At 71.0% G+C, this 12,086-nt stretch carries 10 protein-coding genes; 5 read left to right on the forward strand and 5 right to left on the reverse strand.

Annotated elements, in window-relative coordinates; all coding sequences use genetic code 11:
* Positions 1-126: 126 nt before the first annotated feature.
* The 3 genes from ABZW17_RS46070 to ABZW17_RS46080 all read right to left on the reverse strand — a co-directional run bounded on the left by ABZW17_RS46070 (position 127) and on the right by ABZW17_RS46080 (position 2,129).
* Entirely contained in the window at positions 127-939 is an 813-nt protein-coding gene (locus ABZW17_RS46070) for an MBL fold metallo-hydrolase (protein WP_354829178.1), read from the reverse strand.
* Positions 940-986: 47 nt separating this feature from the next.
* The gene (greA, locus tag ABZW17_RS46075; RefSeq protein WP_176174929.1) at positions 987-1,490 is read right to left on the reverse strand and encodes a transcription elongation factor GreA; all 504 of its coding nucleotides are present in this window, start codon (positions 1,488-1,490) and stop codon (positions 987-989) included.
* A gap of 195 nt (positions 1,491-1,685) precedes the next feature.
* Complete coding sequence (locus tag ABZW17_RS46080) at positions 1,686-2,129, reverse strand: DUF4307 domain-containing protein (RefSeq protein WP_354829182.1); 444 nt, start codon at positions 2,127-2,129, stop codon at positions 1,686-1,688.
* 134 nt (positions 2,130-2,263) lie between these two features.
* On the opposite strand from ABZW17_RS46080, the gene mca reads away from it, so the two are divergent.
* Entirely contained in the window at positions 2,264-3,181 is a 918-nt protein-coding gene (gene mca, locus ABZW17_RS46085) for a mycothiol conjugate amidase Mca (RefSeq protein WP_354829185.1), read from the forward strand.
* Positions 3,178-3,507, forward strand: coding sequence for a hypothetical protein (locus ABZW17_RS46090; RefSeq protein WP_354829188.1), 330 nt, complete (start codon positions 3,178-3,180; stop codon positions 3,505-3,507). Before mca ends, ABZW17_RS46090 begins: the two co-directional genes overlap by 4 nt.
* A gap of 1 nt (position 3,508) precedes the next feature.
* On the opposite strand, the gene ABZW17_RS46095 is transcribed toward ABZW17_RS46090, so the two are convergent.
* Together ABZW17_RS46095 and ABZW17_RS46100 are read right to left on the reverse strand one after the other, a co-directional pair.
* Positions 3,509-6,001, reverse strand: a complete 2,493-nt coding sequence (locus ABZW17_RS46095; protein WP_354829191.1) for a polynucleotide kinase-phosphatase — start codon at positions 5,999-6,001, stop codon at positions 3,509-3,511.
* Positions 5,998-7,365 (reverse strand): 3' terminal RNA ribose 2'-O-methyltransferase Hen1, encoded by a 1,368-nt coding sequence (locus tag ABZW17_RS46100; protein WP_354829194.1) that lies wholly within the window; start codon positions 7,363-7,365, stop codon positions 5,998-6,000. Before ABZW17_RS46100 ends, ABZW17_RS46095 begins: the two co-directional genes overlap by 4 nt.
* A gap of 65 nt (positions 7,366-7,430) precedes the next feature.
* Here ABZW17_RS46100 and ABZW17_RS46105 point away from each other — a divergent pair, with 65 nt between their 5' ends.
* The 3 genes from ABZW17_RS46105 (at position 7,431) to ABZW17_RS46115 (ending at position 11,827) form a co-directional block, all read left to right on the forward strand.
* Positions 7,431-9,170, forward strand: a complete 1,740-nt coding sequence (locus ABZW17_RS46105; protein ID WP_354829197.1) for a CBS domain-containing protein — start codon at positions 7,431-7,433, stop codon at positions 9,168-9,170.
* 46 nt (positions 9,171-9,216) lie between these two features.
* Positions 9,217-11,184, forward strand: coding sequence for a thioredoxin domain-containing protein (locus ABZW17_RS46110; protein ID WP_354829200.1), 1,968 nt, complete (start codon positions 9,217-9,219; stop codon positions 11,182-11,184).
* 85 nt (positions 11,185-11,269) lie between these two features.
* Positions 11,270-11,827 (forward strand): hypothetical protein, encoded by a 558-nt coding sequence (locus ABZW17_RS46115; protein WP_354829203.1) that lies wholly within the window; start codon positions 11,270-11,272, stop codon positions 11,825-11,827.
* Positions 11,828-12,086 lie beyond the last annotated feature (259 nt).

The following is a 12,086-nucleotide window of genomic DNA, read 5'->3' on the forward strand; positions in this document are numbered from 1 at the left end:
GTCGCCCGCTTTCCCCCCGCCGCCCCCCCCGCGCGCCCCCCCCCCCACCCACCGCCCGCCCGGTTGTTGTTTTTTTGGGGGTTTTCAACCCCCAAAAAACCCCCACGACAAGCTGCGGCAGGCTGCTCAGGCCTGGTCGGCGACGTGGGCCAGGTAGCGCTTGGCCGACCGCTGGACGACCTCGGAGCCGTCGGACCGCACGACCGCGTCCCACCAGGCGCCGTAGATCGCCTCGAAGCGGTACCCCGCCAGCAGCTCCGCGGCGCGGCGCACGATGTGCGGGCGCTCGGGGATCAGGTTCGGGTAGCTGTACATGAAACCGACGTGCGTGCGGTCGCCGATCACCTGCACGATGTCGCCGGTCAGCAGCGCGCCTTGGCCGTCCTCGCCGTCCGGCCAGTGCAGCACCGTGCCGCCGGCGAAGTGCACGCCCAGGTTGATCAGCCGCAGGTCGTCGGCGACGTCCAGGGTAGTGCCGGACCACAGCTTCACCGCCGGGTCGGGCCGGCCGATCCACTGCTGGTCGGCCTCGTGCAGGTAGACCGGCACGTCGAAGGCCCGCGCCCACTCGACCATCGTCGTGTAGTAGTGCGGGTGGCTGATCGCGATGCCCTCGATGCCGCCAAGGTCACGGACCTGCGCCACCAGCGCGTCGTCGAGGTAGGCCGCGCAGTCCCAGAGGAAGTTCCCGGACCGGGCCCGCACCAGCAGCGCGCGCTGCCCGATCGCGAACCCGGGGTTCGAGCCGACGCCGACGATGCCGCGGCCCTGTTCCTCGATCCGCGGGGTGAACGTGGCGCTTCCGCGCAGAGCGGAAAGGTTCGTCCACTGCTGCCCGGACGGCGGGACGTACTGGCGTTCGTCCTCGCAGATCGGGCAGTCGTCACGGGCCACGGCGTACTGCATGCCGCAGGCCTGGCACATCGGTTCGGTGCTCACGGTCGGTCCTCCCAGAACGTGGATCCTGGGAGGACACGCTAGCCGCGTTATTTGTCGTCGGTGTACGGAACCGCCTTGACGAGGGTCACCTTCTGGACCTTGCCGTTGGGCAGCTCGTACTCGCGCGACTCGCCCTCCTTGGCGCCGAGCAGGGCCTTGCCCAGCGGCGACTCCGGGGAGTACACGTCGAGCTCGCCCTCGGCGCCCTCCTCGCGGGTGGCGAGCAGGAACTTCTCGTCCTCGTCGTCGCCCTCGTAGCGGACGGTGAGCACCTTGCCCGGGCCGGCCGTGCCGTCGTTCGCGGGCGCCTCGCCGACCTTGGCCGAGCGCAGCAGCTCCTGCAGGTGCCGGATGCGCGCCTCGGCCTGGCCCTGTTCTTCACGGGCGGCGTGGTAGCCCCCGTTCTCCTTGAGGTCGCCCTCTTCGCGGCTGTCGTTGATGCGCGCGGCGATGACCGGACGATTCTCGATCATTTCGTCGAGCTCGTGCTTGAGCCGGTCGTAGGCATCCTGGGTGAGCCAGGTCACCTTGGTGTCGCTCACGGTCACCATCTCCTCGTCGGGCCTGCCAGGCTTGCGTGTTCAAGCCGGCCCACGCGGGCGTAGGTGCCCGCGTGGCTGAGATAAAGGAAAAACACGGCCCGTCGCGGGCCGTGCTGAGGGGTCAGAGTATCACGGCGCGAGAGGTCGACGCCCGTTATTTCCGCGCACCCTGGGCGTTGAGCGCGCGGTTCACCCCGTTGGCCGCTATGGGGTTGACAGATAGCGTGGTATGTCGTACGAGCAGCCGAAGACGTCTGCCGTAACCGGTTCCCCGATGCTCCTGATCGTCGTGCTGATCCGGTTGTACTTCGGGCCGGCGGGGATCAGGAGCTCTTTGCGGCCGCTCTCGGCGCCGGTCTTGTCGCGGACGCGGACGACGCACACGCCCGGCCTGCTGTCGTCGTCCCGGGTGACGTTCAGGGTGATTTCCATCGCGTTGCCCGGTTTCGCGGCGAACGCGATGCGCTCGGCGTCGATCGGCGCCGAACCCAGGTTCACGTACGCGACCCACGCGATCAGGCCGCTGACCAGCAGGGCGATGGCCAGGAAGAGCCAGCGCCGCCAGCGCCGGGACGGCGTGGCGCGCTGGGTGCCGTACCGGTCCGCGAGCAGCGCGGGCGCTGCCGCCTCCGCCGGTCCGCCTGCCAACCCGGGCCTCCTGCTCGTTCTTGTCGTACCCGCCTGGACAATGGAGCTGCGGGTACGACCCGAGTATCCGCCCGCTGGGTGGGCGGCCCGCAGGTGGGTCGCGGAATAAGGGCAGAAGGGGAGTCGTTCGGAGCATGGTGGACGCCGACGAGCTGAGGAACACCGCCAACCCGCGCCTGCGCATGATGGCCGTGCACGCGCACCCCGACGACGAGTCGAGCAAGGGCGCCGCCACGATGGCGCGCTACGCCGCCGAGGGGCACGAAGTGCTGGTCGTCACGTGCACCGGGGGCGAAGCCGGCAGCATCCTGAACCCGGCCATGGACCGGCCCGACGTGCTGGCGAACATGACCGAGATCCGCCGTGAGGAGATGGCCCGCGCGGCCAAGATCCTCGGCGTGAGCCAGCGCTGGCTGGGCTTCGTCGACTCCGGCCTGCCGGAGGGCGACCCGCTGCCGCCGGTGCCCGAGGGGTCGTTCGCGGTCGTCCCGCTGGAGGAGTCCACCGAGGCGCTGGTGCGCGTGATCCGGGAGTTCCGCCCGCACGTGATCACCACCTACGACGAGAACGGCGGCTACCCGCACCCCGACCACATCCGCACCCACGAGGTGTCGATGGCGGCGTGGGAGGCGGCACCGGACCCGGCCCGCTTCCCCGACGCCGGCGAGCCGTGGCAGCCGCTGAAGCTGTACTACATGCACGGCTTCTCGCGGGCCCGGATGCTGGCCTTCGACTCCGCGCTGAAGGAGGCCGGGCTCGAGTCGCCGTACACCGAGTGGCTGGCCAAGTGGGACCCGGACCGGGCCGATGTGATGGAGCGGGTGACGACCCGCGTCGAGTGCGGTGAATACTTCGAGGTGCGGGACGAGGCGCTCAAGGCGCACGCCACGCAGATCGACCCGACCAGCCGCTGGTTCGCCGTGCCACTGGAGATCCAGCGCGAGACCTGGCCGACCGAGGAGTACGAGCTGGTCAAGTCGCTGGTCGACAGCACGTTGCCGGAGGACGACCTGTTCGCCGGCATCGGCCTCGAGGAGAAGGTGAACACATGAGTCTGACGCTGCCGGCCGGCGTGGCGCTTCCGGTGACCGCGTCGGTCCTCGTCCTGACGCAGCAGCCGGGCAACGGCGACAACGGCGGGCAGGGGGAGGACTTCGGCAAGTCCTCCCCGGTCGGCTTCCTGGTGCTGATCCTGTTCCTCATCGCGGTGGCCTTCCTGGTCCGCTCGATGACGAAGCACCTCAAGCGCGTCCCGGCCAGCTTCGACGACCCGCCGGCCGAGGCCGCGCCAGAGCAGCCCGAGGCCGCGGAGAAGGCCGAGCCGGAGGCGGCCGAGAAGCCCGTGAAGGACTCCTCGGCCACCACCAAGGCCGACTAGCTCACAACCGCGGGTCCACCGGGTCCGACTCGAGGGCGAGCACCGCGAACACGCACTCGTGCACCCGCCACAGCGGCTCGCCGCGCGCGACGCGTTCCAGGGCCTCCAGGCCCAGCGCGTACTCGCGCAGCGCCAGCGTGCGCTTGCGGTTCAGGCCCCGCTTGCGCAGCCGCTCCAGGTTGTCCGGCAGCGTGTAGTCCGGGCCGTAGATGATCCGCAGGTACTCGCGCCCGCGCACCTTCACCCCGGGCTGGACCAGGCCGCGCGTCCCGCGGGTCAGGTTCGCCGCGGGCTTGACGACCATGCCTTCGCCGCCGTCCGCCGTCAGCTCCTCCCACCACGAGACACCCCGCGCCATCGACGCGGTGTCCGTCAGGTCGACCTCGAGCGACCGGGTGCGCTGGAACCGCGGACCGGACAACCGGTCCAGCAGCGACAGGTGCCACGAATGCGGCCGGTCGTGGTAGGCCGTCCCTTCGGACGCCAGCAGCTGGAACGGCGCCAGCCGGACACCGTCCAGCCCCGACGTCGGCCGGCAGTAGCGCCGGTACGCCGTCCGGTAGGCGTCCACTGTGGACGAGCGGGACGCCGTCCGCGCCAGCAGCTCCGAGACGTCGATGCCGCGTGCGGCCGCCGTCGCCAGCGCCGAAACCGTCGCCGGGAGCACCGCCTGGGCGGCCGCGCCCACCGACGCGTACTGGTCCGCGATCAGCGAGCCCGCCTTCGCGCTCCAGGGCAGCAGCTCGGCGTCGAGCAGCAACCAGCCCGAATCCAGCTCCTCGAACAGCCCGGCCGCCGCGGTCCGCACGTCGGCCAGCAGCTCGGCGTTCAGCCCGGCCGGGAAGAACGGCCGCCCGGTCCGCGTGTACACCGCGCCGCCGCCGTGGATCCCGAAGCGCCGGTACGCCACCTCCTCGTCCCGGCAGACCAGCACCACCGCCCGCGAGCCCATGTGCTTCTCTTCGCACAGCACGCGTTCCACCCCGGCCGCCCGGTACTCGGCGAACGCCTCCTCCGGGTGTTCCAGGTGGTCCGCCCGCGACGACGTCGAGCACGGCGCCATCGTCGGCGGCAGGTACGCCAGCCACCGCGGGTCGACCGCGAACCGGCTCATCACCTCCAGCGCCGCCGCCGACTGCTCCGCCGAGACGCCGACCCGGCCGTGGTGCGCGGTCTGCACGATCCGCTTCCCGGTGACGTCGGCCAGCTCCAGCACCGCCGGCTCACGTCCGCCCAGCGGCCGTGAAGAATCCAGCGGACGCGAAGGCTCGTACCAGACGCGGTGCGCCTTCACCGAGACGACTTCACGCTCCGGGTAGCGCAGCGCGGTCAGCTTCCCGCCGAACACCGCACCCGTGTCGAGGCACATCGTGTTGTTGACCCACTCCGGCTCCAACGTCGGTGTGTGCCCGTAGAGGACCATCGCGGAGCCGCGGTAGTCGCGGGCCCACGGCAGCCGCACGGGCAGGCCGTACTCGTCGGTCTCGCCGGTCGTGTCGCCGTACAGCGCCATGCTGCGCACCCGCCCGGACGCGCGCCCGTGGTACCGCTCGGGCAGCCCCGCGTGCGCGACGACGAGCTTGCCGCCGTCGAGGACGTAGTGCGCGATCAGCCCGTCGCAGAATTCGTGCGCCGCCCGGCGGAACTCCTCGGTTTCCGCGGCGAGCTGTTCCAGCGACTCGGCGAGCCCGTGCGCGGCGTTGACCTTCCGCCCGTGCAGCGCGCGCACCAGCTTCTGCTCGTGGTTCCCGCACACGACCAGGGCGTTGCCGGACCGCGCCATGCCCATCACGCGCCGCAGCACGCCCGGGGTGTCCGGGCCGCGGTCGACGAGGTCGCCGACGAACACCGCCGTCCGGCCCGCCGGGTGCACGCCGTCGGCGTACCCCAGCTCGGCGAGCAGTTCCTCCAGCTCGGCCGCGCAGCCGTGGACGTCGCCGATCACGTCGAACGGCCCGGTCAGCTCGCGCTTGTCGTTGCGCAGCGGCTCGACGACGATCTCGGCCTCGGCCACCTCGGCTTCGGACCGCAGCACGTGCACGCGCCGGAACCCTTCGCGCTCCAGCGACTTCAGCGACCGCTGCAGCTCGCCGCGCTGCCGCCGGACGACGTGGTCGCCGAAGTCGCGGTCCGGCCGCCCGGCGTTGCGCGCGACGCAGACGCCGAGCGGCAGGTCGAGCACGATCGCCGTCGGCAGCACGTCGTGCTCCTTCGCGAGCTTCACCAGGCTCGCGCGCGAAGCACGCTGGACGTTCGTTGCGTCGATGACGGTCGTCCGGCCCGCCGCGAGCCGCTTCGCCGCGACGTAGTGCAGGGCGTCGAAGGCGTCGGCTGATGCCGACTGGTCGTTCTCGTCGTCGGCGACGAGCCCGCGGAAGAAGTCACTGGAGAGCACCTGCGTCGGCGCGAAGTGCGTGCGCGCGAACGTCGACTTGCCGGAGCCGGAAGCGCCGACGAGCACGACGAGCGCCATGTCGGGGACGGTCAGTTTCACGCGGCCACCTCCTTTTGGGTGGTGAAGACCGCCAGTTGGGTCGGCGGTCCCGATTCCTGGTCCTCCGGTCCGATCGGCAGGTACCGGACGTCGTAGCCGCGCCGGGTCGCGACGCCGTCCGCCCAGGCGCGGAACTCGGCTCGGGTCCATTCGAACCGGTGGTCGGCGTGCCGGAAATGCCCCATCGGCAGGAACTCGAACAGCCGGTTGTACTCCGCGTTGGGCGTCGTGACGAGCACCGTGCGCGGCGCCGCGACCCCGAACACGGCGTGCTCCAAGGCCGGCAGGCGCTCTTCGTCGACGTGTTCGACGACCTCCATGAGCACGGCCGCGTCGAACCCGGCCAGCGCCGGATCGGCGTAGGTCAGCGCGGACTGCCGCAGTGTGACGCGGGAGTCGTCCTTCAGCCGCTTCTCCGCGACGGCCAGCGCGCTGCTCGAGACGTCGACGCCGACGATCTCGGTGAACGAGCGCTCCTGCTCGAGAACGCGCAGCAGCGCACCGGAGCCGCACCCGAGGTCCAGCACGCGCCGGGCGCCCGCGGCCCGCAGCGCGGCGAGCACGCTGCCGTGCCGCTGCGACGCGAGGCTCTCCGGCTTGTCCGGCGCCTCGGTGACCAGCGCCTCGGCCTCCGCCGGGACGTCGTCGGCCTCGGCCAGCCGCGAAAGGGCGTAGTGCACGACCGGCCGGCGCCGTTCGAGGTAGCGGTTCGCGATGAGCGTCCGCTCGGGGTGCCCGGCGAGCCAGCCGTCGCCGGCGCGCAGCAGCTTGTCGGCCTCGTCCTGGCCGACCCAGTAGTGCTTGTCGCCGTCGAGGGCGGGCAGCAGGACGTACAGGTGACGCAGCGCGTCGGCGACCCGCTGGGTCCCGGCGAGCGTCAAGTCGACATAGCGACTGTCGCCCCACTGCGGGAACTGCGGGTCGAGCAGGATCGGCGTCGCCGAAACGCGCCAGCCGAGCGGCTCGAACAGCTTGTGCACGACCTCGGGGCCACCCCGCGCGGACAGCGACGGCACCTTGATTTCGAGGTCGAAGAGCTCGTCGACGAGCTCCGGCCGCGCCGAACACCGCCCGGCGAGCGCCGTGGTGAAGGCGGCCCGCAGCGCAACGGCGAGATACGAGCCCCCGGCGTAGGGACGGTCGTTGACGTACTGGGTCAGCGACGTCCCGCCCCCGCGCACGAGCTCGACGGGATCGATTTCCACGAACAGCGCCGCGGTGCACCGATCCGCCGCGGCGTCCGGGTAGAAGACGTGCGCGGTCCCGGCCGACAGCGCGACCGACTGCGCTTTCTCCGGGTGCTTGTGCAGGAGGAACCCCAGGTCGGTGGCGGGGTGCCGGGTGGTGGTGATGGTCAGCAACACCGGCCCAGTGTGGCGGAGCACCCGGCGACCGCGCGCCCGGTTTTCCCGGGTGCGACCCTGGATCCATGAACGCTCCGCACCGAGCGTGCCTGTTCGACTACAGTGGTGCCCAGCTGCGAGGCAGCGCGATTGGCGTTGAGATCGGGGAGGGATTCATGACGCCACGGGCTTGGATGATTCGCGCCGGCGCCGATGGCGAGCGGGAGGCCGAGTGTTTGCGTGCGGGGCTCGTCATAGCGGGTTGGGCGGAAGTCGGTGATCTGACGGCCGTCGATTCTTGGGACGAGCTGCGAAACGTCTTGGAGATCGCTTACCCCCGCGAAAATCCTCGAGTGATCAGCAACTGGCAGGGACAGCTCTGGCGCTTCCGCTCGGTGATTGCGAAGGGAGACCTCGTTGTCCTGCCTCGCAAAGACCGGAAACTGGCTTTCGGTCGCGTGCTCGGGTCATACCGGTACCGGGCGGACGCTCCGCCAGAGCAGCGACATGTGCGAGAGGTGGAGTGGCTCAGAGCGGACCTTCCGCGTGATCAGATCCGCGCCGACCTGCGTGCTTCGCTGGGATCGTTGTTGACCGTCAGCGAGCTGCGCCGGTTCGACGCCGCGGCGCGAATCGCAGAACTTGCGGAGCGCGGCACCGATCCCGGCGGCCCGGAAAGCGCTGACGGGCTTGTTCTCGGCGCCGAGGAACTCGCCGAGCTTGTGGAGCAAACGCCTCCCGGGCAGACCGTTCAACTCACCGTCAGGGAATTCATCGGCGTCTGGGACGTCGTCAGCAGGTCGAAGTCGGCCATCGCCCAGATACGGCATGACCTTGCCGAGTTCGGCCTCTCGACCGTGCCGCCGTTCACCGAGGTGGGTATCGATGACAAAGTTGCCGTAGTGCCGATCGGCACCGCACCTGAGCGTGATCGACGTGCCCGGGGCGAAGAGACGGCTGCGCTCGAACTGGAAGCTGCTGGGCCTGAAGAGCTGGCGCCGGAGTTCGCCGAAGAACCGGGTGATCTCCGCCGTTTCGAGCTGGCGGTCGCCGGGGCTGAGGCGGACGATTCGCCGGCCGACCCGGCCGCGATGATGATCACGGTCGGCAGGCTCCCGTCCGCGCGGAGGAAGGTGATCACCGTGAACCTGACCGACTCGATCACCCACGCGGTAGGTCTCATGGCTCAACATGACTTCGACCAGTTGCCGGTGCTCAGTACCGAGGGGCACCCGTGCGGAACGATCTCGTGGCGGGAGATCGGCGCAACCTGCCGTTCTCCCAAGGCGCTGGTCCGAGACGCCGCGGTGCAGCGTGTCCGATCGATCCGCACCGACGAACCGCTGGTCGACTGCCTCGGTGACGTGGCGGCACACGGCTGTGTGCTGGTGCTCAAACCGGATGGCTCACTGTCGGGCATCGTCACAGGTTTCGATCTCGCTCACCGGTTCGAGCTGGAACTTCGCCCTTATGCGCTCCTGCAGGAAGTGGAAAGGCGGCTGCGCCGGGCGTTGACCGACGCGCTGCGCAAGATCAAAGAGACCTCGGGCAAATACGGCTTGTCGGGTGACGAGGCGAGGATCATGAAGCTCACCACCAAGGGGTTGAACTTCGTGGACTACATAGGCCTGCTCAAGCGCGACGATGTCTGGTCCGCTACCGGATGGATGTTGCACCGGGACACGTTCTTGCAGCGCTTGGACGATGTGCGCTTGATTCGCAACAAGACCATGCACTTCCACGACACCGATGACGATCGTGACGCTGCCACCCGGGAGATCCAGACCGTGCTCGCCGTGTTGAAGACCGTCGATCCTCAGCCGTGAAGATCCTCGGGTCGTCCTGTGGAATAGGGCGTGCGACCCTGGATCCATGAACCGCCTCGCGCACGCGACCAGCCCGTACCTGCTCCAGCACGCGGACAACCCCGTCGACTGGTGGCCGTGGGGGCCCGAAGCGCTCGCCGAGGCGAAACGGCGGAACGTGCCCATTCTGCTCTCCGTCGGCTACGCCGCCTGCCACTGGTGCCACGTCATGGCGCACGAGTCGTTCGAGGACGCCGGGACCGCCGCCCTGATGAACGGGAACTTCGTCAACGTCAAGGTCGACCGCGAGGAACGGCCGGACATCGACGCCGTCTACATGGCCGCCACCCAGGCGATGACCGGGCAGGGCGGCTGGCCGATGACCTGCTTCCTGACCCCGGACGGCGAGCCGTTCCACTGCGGCACCTACTACCCGCCGTCGCCGCGGCCCGGGATGCCGTCGTTCCGGCAGCTGCTCGCCGCCGTCGCCGAGGCGTGGCGGGAGCGGCCGGACGAGCTGCTGGACGGCGCCAAGCAGATCGTCGCCCACCTCGCCGAGCAGACCGGGCCGCTCAAGGAGTCCGTTGTGGACGAAGCGGTGCTGGCCGGTGCGGTCGGGAAGCTGCAGCAGGAGGCGGACGGCGTCAACGGCGGGTTCGGCCGCGCCCCGAAGTTCCCGCCGTCGATGGTCCTGGAGTTCCTGCTGCGCCACCACGAACGCACCGGGTCGGAGGTTGCACTGTCCCTTGTGGACAAGACGGCCGAGGCGATGGCCCGCGGTGGGCTGTACGACCAGCTGGCCGGCGGCTTCGCGCGTTACTCCGTCGACGCCGAGTGGATCGTGCCGCATTTCGAGAAGATGTTGTACGACAACGCGTTGCTGCTGCGCTTCTACGCGCACCTCTGGCGGCGGACCGGTTCGGCGACGGCGCTACGAGTCGCCACCGGAACGGCGGGTTTCCTGTTCGAAAGCCTCCGGACGCCCGAAGGCGGATTCGCGTCTTCGCTGGACGCGGACACCGAAGGCGTCGAAGGCCTGACGTACGTCTGGACGCCGTCGCAGCTGCGCGAGGTGACCGGCGACGACTCCGCGGCCGAGCTCTTCGGCGTCACCGAAGAAGGGACCTTCGAGGAGGGTGCTTCGACGTTGCGCCTGTTCGGCGACCTGCCGGAGGCGCTGCGCGGAAAGCTTCTGGAGGAGCGCGCGAAGCGGCCGCAGCCGGGCCGGGACGACAAGGTCATCGCGTCCTGGAACGGCCTGGCGATCGCGGCGCTGGCCGAGGCGGGCGTCGCCCTCGATCGTCCACAGTGGATCGAGTGGGCGGCCGGCGCGGCCGGGTTGCTGCTGCGCGTGCACGTCGTGGACGGCCGGTTGCGGCGCAGTTCGCGGGACGGCGTCGTGGGCGAATCCGCCGGGGTGCTGGAGGACTACGCCTGCGTCGCCGACGGTTTCCTGGCCCTGCACCAGGCCACGGGCGAGGCGGAGTGGCTCAACGAAGCGACCCGGCTGCTCGACCTGGCCTTGGCGCACTTCGCGTCCCCGGACGTCCCGGGCGCGTACTTCGACACGGCCGACGACGCCGAGACGCTGGTCCAGCGCCCGGCCGACCCCGGCGACAACGCGAGCCCGTCGGGGGCTTCCGCGCTGGCCGGGGCGTTGCTGACGGCGTCGGCGCTCGCCGGGTACGACAGCGCGGCCCGGTACCGGGAGGCGGCCGAGCAGGCGCTGCGCCGGGCCGGGGTGCTGGCCGGGCGGGTGCCGCGGTTCGCCGGGCACTGGCTGTCGGTGGCCGAGGCGCTGCAGGCGGGCCCGGTGCAGGTCGCGGTGGTGGGCGCGGACCCGGCGTTGCGGCTGGCGGCGGCCCGGGGCGTGCACGGCGGCGGCATCGTGCTGGCCGGCGAGCCGGACGCGCCGGGCGTGCCGCTGCTGGCCGACCGTCCCCTGGTCGGCGGCGCCCCGGCGGCGTACGTGTGCCGGGGGTACGTCTGCGACCGGCCCGTCGCGTCCGCGGCGGAGCTGGCCGCCCAGCTCTGATCGCCCTGGGAGAACGCGGTGTTGATGGCGTGGTTTCCGGCGTAGCTTCGGTAGCGATGTAATCATGTAATCGCGGAGGTGCGACATGGGACGGGGATGGCGCGGAGGCCGGGGCTGGCAGCAGGCCGAGGTCCCGCCGGCGGACGACGCGGCGGCCTGGTTCGGCGGCCGCCTGCCCGACGGCTGGTTCACGGGCGCACCGGAGGTCACGGTCGACCGCGAAGAGATCATCGTGGTCGGCGAGCTCCCGGCCTTGACGGAGGAGTACGCGGACGACGCGGCCCGCGCGGCGGCCGAAGAGGGCCGCATCAGCCGCTACCGCGAGGAGACGCGCGACGAGCGCATCGAAATCGCTCGCCAGGCGGAGCACAGGTACCAGCGCAAGGTGGCGTGGGGCGCGCGCCTGGGCGGAACGACGGCGTTGTTCACGACGCATTCCGCGCCGGTGATGACGCGCTTGCGCCAGCCGGAGCGGTTGGTGCTGGACACGCTGGTGGATGCGGGCGTGGCCCGATCGCGCTCGGATGCCCTGGCGTGGGCGGTCCGGCTGGTCGGCCAGCACGCGGACAGCTGGCTGGGCGAGTTGCGGCAAGCGATGAGCAAGGTGGACGACCTGCGCTCGAAGGGCCCGGACCTGGGTTGACGCCGGTTCGGGTCGGGTGCCGCTCCCAAGGCGCCCGGCCCGCCCGGACCGGGCCGCGCGGACCGAGCCGCCCGGACCGGGCCGCGCGGTGCTGCCCCCTCGGCGGCACCCCGCGGCCCGGCGGTCTCCCGCGGCTGGTCGTGAGTGGTAACGCGGGGTAGAACGCGCCTTTCCACACACGACCGCGTACGTCCGCGGTCAGCACCCGCGGCCGGGAGCCGGCCCCCCCCGCCCCCGGCCGCCGCCCCCACCCCCAGCC

Source organism: Amycolatopsis sp. NPDC004625, assembly GCF_040609695.1.
In the GTDB taxonomy this organism is placed as follows: Bacteria; Actinomycetota; Actinomycetes; order Mycobacteriales; family Pseudonocardiaceae; genus Amycolatopsis.